This is a genomic window from Stenotrophomonas sp. YJH_SMC_69 (assembly GCF_059370495.1).
This window is the reverse complement of record NZ_JCAFTS010000001.1, coordinates 471,148-486,269: the sequence shown is the minus strand read 5'-3', so window position 1 is coordinate 486,269 and position 15,122 is coordinate 471,148. Positions and strand designations below refer to the sequence as shown.

Below are 15,122 nucleotides of genomic sequence, written 5' to 3'. Positions count from 1 at the left end.
TTCTTGGCGAGGATTCGTTGAGTAGGATCGCTGCACCATCGATTCACCCCGGGCACCTGCCCACCACCCAGGAGTAAGACCGATGAGCAGTTCCAACAAGACCCTGTCCCTGCTGACCGCTACCGCCCTGGCCGCCGGCCTGGGCATGACCGCCAGCGCCTCGGCGCTGAGCATGAGCGACCTCGCCCAGGGCTACCTGGTGGCCGGCCAGGCAGCCAAGGCCAGCACCGATGCCAAGGCCGCCGATACCAAGATGGCAGCCGACGCGACCAAGCACGCCGAAGGCAAGTGTGGTGCCGACGGCAAGACCGGCGAAGGCAAGTGCGGTGCCGACAAGGGCAAGGCTGCCGGCGCAGCGGGCGCCAAGGCCAAGACCGGCGACACGAAGTCGGCTGAAGGCAAGTGCGGCGAAGGCAAGTGCGGTGGCAAGCACTGACGTCCGCGCCAGCCTCGTCCACCCGCAGTCGCCGCTTCGCGCGGCGGCTGCAGGGTTGGGCCTGCGCCGGGCGCTGCTGCAGGATCTGCGTGACGCTCCGGCAGGCGACTTCGACTTCCTGGAATGCGCGCCGGAGAACTGGATCCATGTCGGCGGCCCGGCCGGTGATGCCCTGGCCGAACTGGCACACCGCCATCCGCTGAGCTGCCACGGCCTGTCGCTGTCGCTGGGCGGCAGTGCCGCCCTGGACACCCCGCTGCTGGAGCAGGTCGGCCGGTTCCTCGAAAAGCACCGCGTGCCGCTGTACAGCGAGCACCTGAGCTACTGCAGCGACGACGGCCACCTGTACGACCTGCTGCCGATCCCCTTCACCGACGAAGCCGTGCGCCATACCGCGCAGCGCATCCGCCGCGTGCAGGACCTGCTCGGCCGCCGCATCGCGGTGGAGAACGTGTCCTACTACCTGGCGCCGGAACCGGCGATGGACGAGCTGGCGTTCACCAATGCGGTGCTCGCCGAAGCCGACTGCGACCTGCTGCTGGACGTCAACAACGTCTACGTCAACGCCTGCAACCACGGCTACGATGCCGATGGCTTCATCGCCGGCCTGCCCGCGCAGCGTATCGTCTGCCTGCACGTGGCCGGGCACCTGGACGAGGCACCCGACCTGAAGATCGATACCCATGGCAGCGCGGTGATTGATCCGGTCTGGGAGTTGCTGGCGCGTACCTATGCTCGCATCGGCCCACGCCCCACCCTGCTCGAACGCGATTTCAATTTCCCGCCCTATGCGGAACTGCAGGGCGAACTGCAGACCATCCGCCGCCTGCAGGCCGCACACGTCGGGGCTGCACATGGCTGACGCTATCGACACCCTGCGCGCGCAGCAGCACGCGTTCACCGCGCACCTGCGCGATCCACAGGCGGTGCCGGCACCGGCCGGCCTGGATGCACGCCGGTTGGCGGTGTACCAGCACCTGCTGTTCAACAACCTGCTCGGGCTCCTGAGCAACGGTTTCCCGGTCTGCGTCCGCCTGCTCGGCGAACCGGCATGGAGCGCGCTGGTGCGCCACTACTTCGCCACCCATCGCTGCCAGACCCCCCTGTTCACCGAGCTGGCCGCCGAGTTCGTGCAGTGGCTGCAGGCACAGCCGCAGCTGCCGCACCCGGCGCTGGCCGAACTGGCCCACTACGAGTGGGTGGAAACCGCGCTGTACCAGTTGCAGGCCGAGCCACTTCCTGCGCCTGGCGATGTCGATCCGCTGCGGGTGCCGCTGCAGCGTTCGCCGCTGGCGTGGCCGCTGCTGTACCAGTGGCCGGTGCACCGTCTCGGTGCAGAGGATGCGCCGACCCAGCCCCTCCCAGAACCCACCGGCCTGCTGGTCCGCCGCGAAGCCGACGGTGAAGTGCGATTCGCCGCGCTCAGCCCCTTGGCGGTGCACCTGCTGTCCAGCATCGGTGAACAGCCTGGGCTGGAAGGCCGTACGTACCTGCAACGCCTCGCCACCACGCATGGGCTGGCCGAAGACGCGCTGGCCGGCCCCGGTGCCGCGCTGCTGCGGCAGTTCCTGCAGGCCGGCGTGATCGGCCCGCTCACCGCCCCGCCCTGACACCCCATTTGCGGAGATCCCCTGATGAACCTTCCGACCCTGGCCGCCGCGCGTGACCAGCTGGACCGTCTCGCCCCCTGGTTGGCCCCGCTCGGCCTGCGCCTGCTGCTGGCCTGGGAATTCTTCGAATCCGGCCGCGAGAAGCTGCGCGGCCAGAACTGGTTCGCCGACCTGCAGGACGCCTTTCCATTCCCGTTCGACCAGTTGCCGGCCACCCTGAACTGGCAACTGGCGACCTGGTTCGAACTGCTCGGGGCGGCCTGCCTGCTGTTCGGTTTCGGCACCCGTTTCGCCGCCGCGAGCCTGCTGGTGCTGACCGTGGTGGCCACCTATGCGGTGCATTGGCCGATGGAGTGGAACTCGCTGGCCGACCTGGCCATGGGCTATGCGATCAGCGACCAGGGCTTCGGCAACTTCAAGCTGCCGGTGCTGTTCATGGCCATGCTGCTGCCGCTGATCTTCACCGGCGCCGGCAAGCTGAGCGTGGACGCCTGGTTGGCGCGGTGGTCTCCCTCGGCCACACCTGCGCGGCCAGCGGTTCGGTAGATGCCGACCTTGGTCGGCGCGTCATGTGCCAACCAAGGTTGGCACCTACCGGGTTCTGCGTTCGTGCCACCACGGTGGCTGGCATGGGCTGCGTGGCCGGGCGCTCAGGGCCGCTCTGATAGAATTCACGCATGACTGACCCCATCCCCGCACCTGCCGCCGTTCCCGATTCCGCACTTCCCCAGGCGCAGCGCGCGATGTCACAACGCTTCCGCGGCTTCCTGCCGGTGGTGGTGGATGTCGAAACCGGCGGCTTCGACAGCCAGCGCAACGCGCTGCTGGAAATCGCTGCGGTGCCGATCGAGATGGACGAGAACGGCCTGCTCTACCCCGGCCAGACCGCCAGTGCCCACGTGGTCCCGGCCGAGGGCCTGGAGATCGACCCGAAGTCGCTGGAAGTGACCGGCATCATCCTCGACCATCCGTTCCGGCTGGCCAAGGAAGAAAAAGCGGCGTTGGACCACATCTTCACTCCGGTGCGTGCGGCGATGAAGAAGTACGGCTGCCAGCGCGCGATCCTGGTTGGCCACAATGCCCATTTCGACCTCGGCTTCGTCAACGCGGCCGTGGCGCGGACCGGCCACAAGCGCAACCCGTTCCATCCGTTCAGCGTGTTCGACACGGTCACCCTGGCCGGTATCGCCTACGGCCAGACCGTGCTGGCGCGTGCGGCCACTGCCGCCGGGCTGGGTTGGGATGCGAATGAAGCGCACAGCGCGGTATATGACACCGAGCAGACCGCGCGGCTGTTCTGCACCATCGCCAACGCCTGGCCGCGGTAAGAAAGCGCTTTCTGTAGAGCCGAGCCATGCTCGGCTGCACCTTTTTCCGCGCTGCCGCGCGGTGGTCGAGCACGGCTCGACTCTACAGGCCGACGTCGTTCCATCGATGCATGGTGGCGAATCAATCGCCGCACAGTAGATCCACGCCATGCGTGGATGCGATCAACCAATGCTCGTGCGATCGCGGCCGTCGCTCTTGGCGCGGTACAGCGCGCGGTCGGCGCGCTGGTACAGCAGCGCCGGGGTGCGGTCGTCGGCATCCAGCTCCACCAGCCCCGCACTGAAGGTCACGCGCAGGCCTTCCACACCGGCCCAGTCGGGGTGGTCATGGAACAGGCCGCGCAGGCGCGCGCACAGCTGCGCGGCTTCCTCCAGGCGGGTGTCGTTGAGCAGCAGCGCGAACTCTTCGCCGCCGGTTCGCGCCGGCAGGTCGGAGTCGCGGCTGGCGGCTGCGATCAGCGTCGCCACCTGCACCAGCACGGCATCGCCGATGCTGTGGCTGTGGCGGTCGTTGACGTCCTTGAAATGGTCGATGTCCAGCACCACCAGGCACAGTGGATGACCACTGCGCTGCGAACGGGCGAAGTCACGCGCCAGCGTCTCGTCGAAGCCGCGGCGGTTGGCCAGCCCGGTCAGCGCATCCTCGCGGGCCTGGCGCTCGAAGGCTTCGGCCTGGCGCGCCAGGCGTTCGGCCAGCTCGGTCTTTTCCTGGTTCAGCGCCTGCAGGTGCACGGTCTTGGCCTGCAGGTCGAAGGTCGCGTCGTCCACCCGCCGCGCCAGGCGCAGGTTGCTGGCCTTCAGCTGCTGCAGCAGCAGGCGGTACAGTGCCACCAGGCCGGCCAGCAGCAACAGCCCGCCCAGCGCCTGCACGCTGCGCCGCTGCCACCAGAACGGCTCGACGCTGAAGCTCCACACCGCCTCCTGTTGGCCCCAGCTGCCGCCCGGATGCGCCGCAGCCACATGCAGGGTGTAGTCGCCCGGCGGCAGGCCAACGAACTCGACGCTGCGCTGCGGGCCACGCTCGACCCAGCCGGCATCGAGGCCATCCAGCCGCGTGCGGTAGCGGATCCGGTCGGACATCAGGTAGCTCAGGCCGACATAGCTCACCGCCAACCGGCGGCCACCGGGAATGTAATTGCGATCCGGTCCCTCCCAGTGCACCGGCGCACCATCCACCTGCACGCTCTCGATCGCCGCCGGCGGCGATGGCCGCTCGCGGAAACGCTGCAGGCGTTGCGGGTCGACCGTGCTCAGGCCACCGGCGGTGACCACCCAGAACGTGCCATCCTGGCGCAGGATCGCCGATGGACTGGAGCTGCCATTGGCCTGTGCATTGGCCATGCCGTCGATCTCGTTGTAGCGCTCCAGCACCACCCGCGGCGTGCGGCCATCGGCCACCGCATTGAGGGTGGCCATGTCGGTGCGCAGCACACCACGGTTGCTGCTGATCCAGACATTGCCGAGGCGGTCCGGCACCAGCTGGAACACCGCGTCCACCGGCATGCCCTGCTCCAGGCCGACCCGCGCCAGCGCACCGTTGCGCCAGCGGTACAGGCCACGATCACTGCTGATCCACATCGCATCGCCCAGCTGGTGGAAACCGAACACGCTGCGGCCGCCCCCCAGCGGGGCCAGGTCGATCGACTGCACGTGGTCGCCACGCAGCACGCGGATGCCTTCGATGGTGCCGATCCACAGGTTGCCCTGGTGGTCATGCTCGAGCGCGGTGATCAGGCCGCCGGGCATGCCCGGCACGTTCGAGACCTGCACCCGGTCGCCGTCGATGCGCACCACGCCCTTCTGCGTGCCGGCCCAGACCACGCCCTGCGGGTCAACGGTGATCGCACGGATGTTGCCGCCCGGCATGCCGTCAGCCGCCGCATAGTTGTGGCGCAGGCCCCCATCGCGACCCAGCCGGTAAACGCCGTCGCCGAAGGTTCCCACCCACAGGTCACCGTCCGGCCCCTGTGCCAGGCTCAGTACCGAGGGCGCCTTGCCGCCGCGGTTGTGCAGCGGCACCGCGCGGAAACGACCGTCGCGGGTCTGGAGGTCAAGGCCGCTGGCGCTGCCGACCCACAGCTGGCGGTCGCGATCCTCGAACACCGTGCGCACGTAGTCGCCACTGAGCCCATCGCGCTCGGTGAAGCTGCTGAACAGTGTTTCGCGCAGGCGGTACAGGCCCCCATTGGCTCCCACCCAGATGCTGCCTTCGGCATCCTCGCGCAGGCTGACCACGCGTCCGCCCGGCAGGTTCAGGCCGGCCGGCAGCCGCTCCAGGCCATGGGCGGAAATGCGCAGCAGGCCCTGGTTCTCGGTACCCAGCCACAGATCGCCATGCCGGTCCTGCAGCATCGAGGTCATGTGCAGCTGGCCCGGCAGGCGGTGCACCAGCACCAGCTCGTCGTCCTCCACCCGGTACAGGCGCTCGCCGGCGACGATCCACAGCGCGCCATCCGGTGCCCGGTACGGCCACGACAGGCCGCTGCCGGCGCCCAGCCCCCACGCGGCGGGCGCGCGCTTGAGCACGCCGTCGTTGTCGCGCAGCACCAGCCCGTCGAGCGTGCCGACCCATACCCGGTCCTGTGCATCGACCACCAGCTTGGTGAAGCTCATCGCCATCGGCAGGTCCGCCGCCGGTGCCTGGTAGACGATGCCGGCATCCGGCGTCAGGTAGCCGATGCCCTTGCCTTCGTACAGCAGCCACAGCCGGCCCTGGCTGTCCATCTGCATGGACTGGATCAGCACCTGCGGTGTACCGGCCTGGTGCTCCCAGACCCGCCATTGGCCGTCGCTGCCGCGGTGGCTGACGTTGCCGCGCGAATCGCTGATCCACAGCCCGCCCTGGCGGTCGACGAACAGTGCGCCGATGCCGTTGTCGCGCAGGCCCGGGCGCGTACTGCGGTCGAACACGGTGAAGTCCAGTCCGTTGTAGCGCACCAGCCCTTCCCAGGTGGCGAACCACAGATGGCCCTCCGGCGTCTGTGCGATGTCGCGCAGCGAGTTGTGCGGCAGGCCGTTGCGCGAGGTCCATACATCGATGGCGTAGTCGCGCAGCGGGGGCGCGCCCTCCTGTGCCGCCAGCGGCAGCGCGAGGGCCAGCAGCAACCACAGCAGGCCCTGCCGCAGTGCCCGCCTGAATCCTGATGCGCGGCGCTCCACCCAGCGCCCCTCGTCCCCCTGCCCGCCCATCACCGCAGCAGCGGCGGCCAGGTGCGGCTGCAGGGCGCGGCAGCGTGCGGGAACAGCCGGGCAGCGCGCACTGGCATGCCGGCGGGAACGGGCTGGCTCATCGAGGGGAGACTGGGGAGATGGGCAGATGATAGGCCAAACCCCGGCCCCGGCGTCACCGTCCGCGGCCCGCCGGCTCAGCCGGCGCGGCCGGGCGCCACCACCTGGGCACTGGCCGGCCACTGCACCACCGCCTCCAGGCCACCTTCGGCCCGGTTGCGCAGCCACAGCCGCGCGCCGTCCTTCTCGGCCAGGGCGCGGGCGATGGTCAGGCCCAGGCCGGCCCCGCCGGTCTGGCGCGAACGCGAGGTTTCCACCCGCACGAACGGATCGAACACCGCCTCCAGCTGCTCTTCGGCCAGGCCGGGGCCGTCATCGGCCACCACTACGGTGATCGCACCGCCGCTGCGCTCGACCCGTACCCGCGCCCGTTGCGCGTACATCACCGCGTTGTCCACCAGGTTGGAGAACAGGCGGTGCATGGCCAGCGGACGCAGCATCAGCACCGAACCACTGCCCCCCTCGAAGACCACGTCGGCGCCGCCTTCGGCGGTGTCCTCGACGATGCTCTCCAGCAGTGAATCCAGGTCGAGTGCGGCGCGCTGCTCGGCACTCTCGGCACTACGGGCCAGTTCCAGGCCCTCGCGCACCAGCGCCTGCATCGCCGCCAGGTCACCGATCAGGCGCTCGCGCAGGGCTTCGTCGCTGACATTCTCCAGGCGCAGGCGCAACCGGGTCAGCGGCGTCTGCAGGTCATGGGTGATCGCCGCCAGCATCTGCGTGCGTTCGGCCAGGTGCCGCTGCAGGCGGTGCTGCATGGCGTTGAAGGCTTCGGCGGCGCGCTGCACTTCACGCGGCCCGCGCAATGGCAACGGGTCGCGCTGCAGATCGTCGCCGAGATCCTCGGCAGCGGCGGCCAGTTCCTGCAGTGGCGCACTGGCCATGCGCGCAACGATATAGGCCAGCACGGCAATCGCCAGCACCAGCAGGGTCAGGAACCACGGGTCCACGGCGAGGATGCCGTTGTGCGCCACCGCCGGCGAGTCCAGCGCCAGTTTCAGCAGCGTGCCGTCGTTGAGGGTCACGTCCACCGCGCGGCACTTGGGCGGGATGAACGCCGGGTCGCGTTCGCGCGGCGGCCGCCGGTGACCCGGCGGTGGCGGCGGCAGCAGGTCCTGCAGCTTGGGAATGCAGGAGCGGAACGAAGCGAAGTGCACATGCGCGCGCGACACCGGTCCGGGGCGGTCTTCCAGCACTTCCATCAGCGCCGTGTCGGCACGCCCGAGGCGGGCTCCGGGCTGCAGCGCGCGCACGCTCGGCCCGCCGATCGCCAGCAGGCGCTCGCGCAGCTCCGGATTGCCGTCCAGCAGGTTGACGTAGCCCTGCAGGCGGTCGGCGATGCGGTTCAGGTTCTGCCGCTCGAACTCCTGCTGGCGCTTGGAAGTGGCCAGCATGGTCGCGCCGATCGCAGCCACCGCCATGCCCAGCAACAGGATCACGAACAACCGCCCGACCATCGAGGACAGGAAATGGCGCAGGCGCTTCATCGCGGCTTATTCCAGGTTGACCGCGGAGGCCAGCACGTAGCCCTCGTTGCGCACGGTCTTGATCAGTCCGTCCGGGCCACCGTCGTCGCCCAGCTTGTTGCGCAGGCGGCTGACCTGCAGGTCGATCGCGCGGTCCTGTGCCTCGTAGTTGCGGCCACTGCTGAGCGCGACCAGCTGCTCGCGCGACAGCACCTTGTTGGCGTGCGCGATGAACACCCGCAGCAGGCGGAACTCGGCGCCGGACAGCACCACCACGCGGTCATCCGGATCGACCAGGTGGCGATGTTCCAGGTCGAACACCCAGCGCGAGAAGCGCGCACGGCGCACCGCCAGCGGCTCCAGGTTGGCCGGCAGCGCCTCGGTCCGGCGCAGCACGTTGCGGATGCGTGCCAGCAGCTCGCGCGGTTCGAACGGCTTGGCCAGGTAGTCATCGGCGCCCATTTCCAGGCCCAGCACGCGATCGATCGGCTCGGCGCGTGCGGTCAGCATGATCACCGGCGTGTTCGAACGCGCACGCAGGTCACGGCACAGGGTCAGGCCATCCTCGCGCGGCAGGTTGAGGTCGAGCACGATCAGGTCCACGTGCTCGCGGTCCAGCAGCTGGCGCATGGCGGTGCCATCGGCCGCCGTGCTCACCAGGTAACCGGCGCGGCCGAGCTGCTCGGCCAGCAGCGTGCGGATGTCGTTGTCGTCGTCGACGATCAGCAGTCGATGCATCGGGTTTTCAGTCTCCATGTCGCGATCATCCCGTGTCGGCAGCTGAACCGCATCCGGGGCAATGCGTACCAGTGTATCCACCCACGGGCGGGATACCTGTGGTTACGCGTATTCACCGACAGTGTTACATACAGACATACCCCGAGGATTGAGCCGTCCATCGCCCGGTCTTCACAATGCCCGCCAACGCCGCACGCGCGGCCCCGAGAGTGAAGCCACGACGTGACGTTCCGCCTGCTGCCCGCGACACGCCGGAGTCGCCTGATACTGATCGCCCTGCTTGCCCTGATCGTCGCCGCCACCGCCTGGTGGCTGCTGCGCAAGCCCGCCGCGCCGGCGGTGGCCACCTCGCCGGTCAGCCGCGGTGACATCGAGCAGACGGTGGACGCCACCGGCGTGATCGATGCCTACAAGCTGGTCAGCGTCGGTGCGCAGGCCTCGGGCCAGATCAAGTCGCTGAAGGTGCAGCTGGGCGACACCGTGAAGGAAGGCGACCTGATTGCCGAGATCGACGCCACCACCCAGCAGAACCAGGTGCTCAACGCGCAGGCCTCGCTGGACCAGGTCACCGCCCAGCGCGCCGTCCAGCAGGCCACCCTGCGCCAGGCCGAACTGGAATTCGCGCGCCAGCAGCAGATGCTGGCCGCCGAGGCCACCTCGCGCCAGGAATACGATGCCGCCGAGGCGCAGCTGAAGACCGCCCGTGCCCAGCTGCAGTCCTACGAGGCGCAGATCAAGGGCCGCGAAACCGAGCTGGGCACCGCCCGCGCCAACCTGGCCTACACCCGCATCACCGCGCCGATGGACGGCACCGTGGTGGCGGTGGTGGCCGAGGAAGGCCGCACGGTGAACGCCAACCAGACCGCGCCGACCATCGTCATGCTGGCGCGGCTGGACGTGGTCACCGTCAATGCGGAGATCTCCGAGGCCGACGTGGTCAAGATCAAGGCCGGCATGCCGGTGTACTTCACCACGCTCGGCGACCCGGACCGCAAGTACCACGCCACGCTGCGCCAGATCAATCCGGCGCCAGCCTCGATCGCCAACGAGAATTCATCCAGCTCCAGCAGCTCCTCCAGTTCCAGTTCCAGCAGCGCGGTCTACTACAACGCGCTGTTCGACGTGGAGAACCCGGACGGCACGCTGCGCATCGACATGACCGCGCAGGTCTCGGTGCTGCTCAAGCAGGCCAAGGGCGTGCTGATGGTGCCGGCAGTGGCGCTGGAGCCGAAGCGCCGTGGCGACGAGCGCATGGTGCGGGTGCTGGACGACAAGGGCCAGCCGCAGCCGCGCAAGGTCACGGTGGGCATCAACAATGGCGCCTCGGCCGAGATCCTGTCCGGGCTGAAGGAAGGCGAGCGCGTGGTGGTCGGCGAAGCGGGTGCGGCCGGTGCCAGCGCCGGCGGCGGCAACCGCGGCGGCATGCAGATGCGGGTTGGCGGCCCGGGCATGGGGCGCCGATGAGCACGACGGCGCCGCTGCTGCGCCTGCGCGACCTGCGACGTGAATTCCCGGCCGGCGATGATGTGATCGCCGTGCTGCGCGACGTCAATCTCGACATCCACGCCGGTGAGATGGTGGCCATCGTCGGCCAGTCCGGCTCGGGCAAGTCGACGCTGATGAACATCCTCGGCTGCCTCGATCGTCCCACCCGTGGCAGCTACCAGGTGGCCAGCCGCGAAACCGGGAAGATGCAACCGGACGAACTGGCCGAACTGCGCCGCGAGCATTTCGGTTTCATCTTCCAGCGCTACCACCTGCTCGGCGACCTGGATGCGCGCGGCAACGTGGAAGTGCCGGCGGTGTACGCCGGCAGCCCCGGCCCGGTGCGCAACGCGCGTGCCGAGCAACTGCTGCAGCGGCTGGGCCTGAGCGACCGCATGCATCACAAGCCGGGCCAGCTGTCCGGTGGCCAGCAGCAGCGCGTGTCGATCGCACGCGCCCTGATGAACGGCGGCGAGGTGATCCTGGCCGACGAACCGACCGGCGCGCTGGACACGAAATCCGGCGAGGAAGTGATGGCGATCCTCGGCGAACTGCATGCCGAAGGCCACACCATCATCATCGTCACCCACGACATGAGCGTGGCCGAGCACGCGCAGCGCATCATCGAAATCCGCGATGGCGAGATCATCGCCGACCGCGCCAACCCGAATGCGCCGACCTACCGTGCGCAGCGCGAGGCCAGTACCGGCGTCGCCCGCGGCAACAGCTGGCGGGCCGCGCGCGACCGCTTCACCGAAGCGTTCCGCATGGCGCTGCTGGCGATGAACGCACATCGGCTGCGAACCTTCCTGACCATGCTCGGCATCATCATCGGCATCGCCTCGGTGGTCTCGGTGGTGGCGCTGGGCAATGGCTCCCAGCAGCAGATCCTGCAGAACATCAGCGCGCTCGGCACCAATACCATCGACGTCTATCCCGGCCGCGGTTTCGGCGACATGCGCTCGGCGCGCGTACAGACGCTCAAGGCCAGCGATGCCGATGCACTGGCAAGGCAGAGCTACGTGGACAGCGCCACCCCCAGCGTATCGACTTCGGTCACCGCGCGTTACCGCAACCAGTCGTCCACCGCCCAGGTCAGCGGCGTTGGCGAGCAGTTCTTCCGGGTCAAGGGCGTGACCCTGCTCAGCGGCAGCTTCTTCGATGCCGATGCGGTCAAGGGCCTGGGCCAGGTGGCGGTGATCGACGAGAACACCCAGTCCCAGTTCTTTCCCGATGTCGACCCGGTCGGCCAGGTGATCCTGCTCGGCAACGTGCCGGCGCGCGTGGTCGGCGTGGCCAAGCGGCAGAGTTTCGGCTTCGGCGGCAGCACCAGCCTCAGCGTGTGGGTGCCGTACACCACGGTGATGTCGCGCATGCTCGGCCAGAGCCACGTGTCCAGCATCACCGTGCGCGTGGACGATGACACGCCGATGGACGCCGCGCAGGAAGCGATCACCCGCCTGCTGACCCTGCGCCATGGCACCGAGGATTTCTTCCTCAGCAACAGCGCCGAGATCCGCGAGACCATCGAGCAGACCACGCGCACGATGACCCTGCTGATCGGTGCCATCGCCGCCATCGCGTTGCTGGTCGGTGGCATCGGCGTGATGAACATCATGCTGGTATCGGTGACCGAGCGCACCCGCGAGATCGGGGTGCGCATGGCCGTCGGCGCACGGCAGAGTGATATCCGCCAGCAGTTCCTGATCGAAGCGGTGCTGGTCTGCCTGCTCGGCGGCGTGCTCGGTATCGGCCTGGCCCTGCTGCTGGGCTCGATGATCGGCCGCTTCGCCAGCGACTTCCAGGTGCTGTTCTCCACCGCCTCGATCGTCGCCGCGTTTGCCTGCTCGACCCTGATCGGCGTTGCGTTCGGCTTCCTGCCAGCGCGCAACGCCGCGCAGCTCGACCCGGTGGAGGCCCTGGCCCGCGAATGAAGATGATGACCCGACTGCCCTTCCCCGCTCCCCGGCACCTGCTGCTGGCCGGTGCCGTTCTACTCGCCCTGTCCGGCTGCGCGTCGGTCGGCCGCTACCCGGTGCACGACCCGGCCGTGGCGGCGCAGTACGGACGTGGCGATGCCACCCTCAACGCGCCAGCCGATGACCCGCGCAGCAGCCTGGATACACCGGGCCGCGACATCCGCCAGGACACCTGGTGGACCGGCTTCGGCGATGAACGCCTGGACCGCCTGGTGGCGCAGGCGCTGGCCGCCAACAGCGATCTGGCCGCCGCCGGCCTGGCCGTGCAGCGTTCGCGCCTGCAGGCCGGCCTGGCCAGCAACGCACTGTGGCCGCAGCCCTCGTCATCCGGCGTGAGCGGCAGCGCCAGCCGCGCCACCGACCAGTCTGATGATTGGCGCCGCAGCTATTCCACCGGCGTCTCGCTGGGTTGGGAAGTGGACCTGTGGGGCCGCCTGCGCACCCAGCGCGACATCGCCCGCTGGGAAGCCGAGGCCAGCGAGGAAGATCGGCAGAACACCGCGCTGCTGGTGATCAGCGACACCATCACCCAGTACTGGAACCTGGCCTACCTCAACCAGTCGATCGCCACCGGCCAGGCCAACCTGGAGCGCCTGGAACGCACCCGCGAACTGGTGCAGGCCCGCTTCGACGCCGGTGCGGTATCGCGCCTGGAAGTGCGCCAGGCACTGCAGAACCTGCAGTCGCAGCGGTCCTCGCAGAGCGCGCTGGAACAGCAGCGGGTGGAGGTGCGCAACGCGCTGACCGTGCTGCTGGACGGCACGCCCTGGCCCCAGCAGGACGAACCACAGGACCTGCTGGGCCCACGCAGCCCAGCCATCAGCGAAGGCCTGCCGACCGATCTGCTCGGCCGCCGCCCCGATCTGCGCGCGGCCGAACTTCGCCTGCGCAACACCCTGAAGACCATCAAGGTCACCGCCACCCAGTACTACCCTGCGCTGAGCCTGACCGGCAGCCTCGGTTCCAGCGCGACCTCGCTGGGCGATGTGCTGCGCAACCCGGTGGCCACGCTGGGCGCCGGCCTGTCGCTGCCGTTCCTCAACCTGCAGCGTGCGCAGCTGGATGCCGATATCGCCGGCACCACCTACCAGATCGCCGCCAGCAACTTCCGCAAGACGCTGTATACCGCGCTCTCGGAAGTGGACAACGCACTGTCGGCGCGCGAGCAGCTGGCGCGCCAGGTGGCGGCCTCGCAGGCTTCATACGACGAAGCGGTGGAAGTGGAACGCGCGCAGGAAGTGCGTTACCGCGTGGGTGCCACCGATCTGCGCACCTGGCTGGAAGCGCAGCAGACCCGGCGTGATGCCGAACTGTCGCTGGCACGCGCGCGCCAGGGCCAGCTCAACAACGACGTGACGCTGTTCAAGGCGTTGGGCGGCAGCGCGGGGTGAGGCGGGACATGAAACGGGGTCAGATCCCTTTTCCCATTGGAAAAGGGATCTGACCCCGATCACATCGCGCTGGCCGATCAACCGCGCTGGCGCACGGCCTCGAACAGGCTGACGCCGGCGGCGACGGAGACGTTCAGGCTCTCGATCTCGCCCGGCATCGGGATCTTGACCAGGCCATCGCAGTTCTCGCGGGTCAGGCGGCGCAGGCCATCGGCTTCGCCGCCCAGCACCAGCGCGATGTTGCCCTTCAGGTCCAGCTGGTACAGCGAGGCCGTGGCTTCACCGGCCAGGCCGTAGATCCACACGCCCTGCTTCTGCAGGTCCTTCAGGCAGCGCGAGAGGTTGGTCACCGCCACCACCGGGATCAGGTCGGCGGCACCGGCCGAAGTCTTGCGCACAGTGGCATTGACCGTGGCCGACTTGTCCTTCGGGATGATCACCGCGGTCGCCCCGGCGGCAGCGGCCGAGCGCAGGCAGGCGCCGAGGTTGTGCGGGTCCTGCACCTCGTCGAGCACCAGCAGCAGGGCCTTGCCCTCGGCCGCGGTGACCAGCCCTTCCAGCTCGTTCTCGCTGTAGGTACGGGCGGCGGCGTAGCGCGCGGCCACGCCCTGGTGGCGCACCGAACCGCCAACACCGTCCAGCGCCTGGCTGTTCACCTTGCGCACATCGATGCCCTTGCGGCGGGCGTTCTCTTCGATCTCGGTCAGGCGCGGGTTCTTCGCACCGGCCTCGACCAGCACTTCGCGGACGTTCTCGGCGTCGTTCTCGATGGAGGAGGCGACGGCGTTGACGCCGACAATCCACTGGCTGTTCTTGCTCATGCGGGCGGGGACCGGAAAGGGGGTGGCTATGGTAGAGCATCGGCAGGCCGGGCGCTGCGACCGGCCGCAGAGGGGCGTTACCGACTGCGCGGCGGCCAGTGCGGGGTGTCGTGGTCGGGGTGCTGGTGGGAGACGATGGTGGCCAGGAACTCCAGCGCGGCGACGTCGTCCTCGGTGCGCCGCGCCGGCAGGCCGGACAGGCTGTCGACGAACGGCAGCTTGCGCTCCACCCCGTACTGGATCGTCGGTGGCAGGCGTTCCGGCTCATCGAAGGCGCCGGCAGCCACGGCCACGCCATCCAGGGCTTCATAGGTCAGGGGTGTACCGCAGTCGGCGCAGAAACCACGCCGCACCACGTTGGACGACTGGAAATAGCGCGGCTGGCCGCGGGTCCAGCTGAACTGCACGCCGCGCACGGATACCAGCGGCGCGTAATAGGCACCGAACGCCTTCTGGCACATCCGGCAATGGCAGATCGAGCTGTCGGTGAGCTCGCCACGCGCCTGGAAGCGGACCGCGCCGCACTGGCAGCCGCCACTGTATTCGGGTTGGCCTTGCATGCTGGGGTTCCTCCGGAACG

The 15,122-nt window shown here is 69.0% G+C and carries 13 protein-coding genes; 8 read left to right on the top strand and 5 right to left on the bottom strand.

Going from position 1 to position 15,122, the window contains the following annotated elements; all coding sequences use genetic code 11:
* Positions 1-82: 82 nt before the first annotated feature.
* From AC5P8F_RS02265 to rnt, 5 genes are all read left to right on the top strand, one after another.
* Complete coding sequence (locus AC5P8F_RS02265) at positions 83-436, top strand: HvfA family oxazolone/thioamide-modified RiPP metallophore (protein ID WP_014646537.1); 354 nt, start codon at positions 83-85, stop codon at positions 434-436.
* A complete protein-coding gene (locus tag AC5P8F_RS02260; protein WP_445391482.1) occupies positions 423-1,298 on the top strand; it encodes an HvfB family MNIO-type RiPP peptide maturase in 876 nt (291 codons plus the stop codon). Before AC5P8F_RS02265 ends, AC5P8F_RS02260 begins: the two co-directional genes overlap by 14 nt.
* On the top strand, positions 1,291-2,046 hold the full coding sequence (locus tag AC5P8F_RS02255; RefSeq protein ID WP_014646535.1) for an HvfC family RiPP maturation protein: 756 nt from the start codon (positions 1,291-1,293) through the stop codon (positions 2,044-2,046). The genes AC5P8F_RS02260 and AC5P8F_RS02255 overlap by 8 nt, the downstream gene beginning before the upstream one ends.
* 24 nt (positions 2,047-2,070) lie before the next feature.
* Positions 2,071-2,592 carry an HvfX family Cu-binding RiPP maturation protein gene (locus tag AC5P8F_RS02250; RefSeq protein WP_032956524.1) on the top strand — a complete coding sequence of 174 codons (522 nt, stop codon included), beginning with the start codon at positions 2,071-2,073 and terminating at the stop codon, positions 2,590-2,592.
* Between the two features lie 131 nt (positions 2,593-2,723).
* Positions 2,724-3,374, top strand: a complete 651-nt coding sequence (rnt, locus tag AC5P8F_RS02245) for a ribonuclease T (RefSeq protein ID WP_032956522.1) — start codon at positions 2,724-2,726, stop codon at positions 3,372-3,374.
* A gap of 162 nt (positions 3,375-3,536) precedes the next feature.
* Here rnt and AC5P8F_RS02240 read toward each other — a convergent pair whose 3' ends face one another.
* The 3 genes from AC5P8F_RS02240 to AC5P8F_RS02230 all read right to left on the bottom strand — a co-directional run bounded on the left by AC5P8F_RS02240 (position 3,537) and on the right by AC5P8F_RS02230 (position 8,884).
* Positions 3,537-6,563, bottom strand: coding sequence for a ligand-binding sensor domain-containing diguanylate cyclase (locus AC5P8F_RS02240; protein ID WP_053495256.1), 3,027 nt, complete (start codon positions 6,561-6,563; stop codon positions 3,537-3,539).
* 176 nt (positions 6,564-6,739) lie between these two features.
* Positions 6,740-8,149, bottom strand: a complete 1,410-nt coding sequence (locus tag AC5P8F_RS02235) for an ATP-binding protein (RefSeq protein WP_032956880.1) — start codon at positions 8,147-8,149, stop codon at positions 6,740-6,742.
* Between the two features lie 6 nt (positions 8,150-8,155).
* Positions 8,156-8,884 (bottom strand): response regulator, encoded by a 729-nt coding sequence (locus AC5P8F_RS02230; protein ID WP_041863210.1) that lies wholly within the window; start codon positions 8,882-8,884, stop codon positions 8,156-8,158.
* 204 nt (positions 8,885-9,088) lie between these two features.
* Here AC5P8F_RS02230 and AC5P8F_RS02225 point away from each other — a divergent pair, with 204 nt between their 5' ends.
* Genes AC5P8F_RS02225 through AC5P8F_RS02215 form a run of 3 tightly spaced genes read left to right on the top strand, consistent with a single transcriptional unit; the run spans position 9,089 to position 13,721 of the window.
* Positions 9,089-10,330, top strand: a complete 1,242-nt coding sequence (locus AC5P8F_RS02225; RefSeq protein WP_445391481.1) for an efflux RND transporter periplasmic adaptor subunit — start codon at positions 9,089-9,091, stop codon at positions 10,328-10,330.
* A complete protein-coding gene (locus tag AC5P8F_RS02220) occupies positions 10,327-12,285 on the top strand; it encodes a MacB family efflux pump subunit (RefSeq protein WP_014646530.1) in 1,959 nt (652 codons plus the stop codon). Before AC5P8F_RS02225 ends, AC5P8F_RS02220 begins: the two co-directional genes overlap by 4 nt.
* Complete coding sequence (locus AC5P8F_RS02215) at positions 12,282-13,721, top strand: efflux transporter outer membrane subunit (RefSeq protein WP_495227581.1); 1,440 nt, start codon at positions 12,282-12,284, stop codon at positions 13,719-13,721. The genes AC5P8F_RS02220 and AC5P8F_RS02215 overlap by 4 nt, the downstream gene beginning before the upstream one ends.
* A gap of 77 nt (positions 13,722-13,798) precedes the next feature.
* On the opposite strand, the gene rlmB is transcribed toward AC5P8F_RS02215, so the two are convergent.
* Both rlmB and AC5P8F_RS02205 read right to left on the bottom strand, forming a co-directional pair.
* Positions 13,799-14,542, bottom strand: coding sequence for a 23S rRNA (guanosine(2251)-2'-O)-methyltransferase RlmB (rlmB, locus tag AC5P8F_RS02210; protein ID WP_005408775.1), 744 nt, complete (start codon positions 14,540-14,542; stop codon positions 13,799-13,801).
* 77 nt (positions 14,543-14,619) lie between these two features.
* On the bottom strand, positions 14,620-15,102 hold the full coding sequence (locus tag AC5P8F_RS02205; RefSeq protein WP_049442199.1) for a GFA family protein: 483 nt from the start codon (positions 15,100-15,102) through the stop codon (positions 14,620-14,622).
* Between the last annotated feature and the right edge of the window lie 20 nt (positions 15,103-15,122).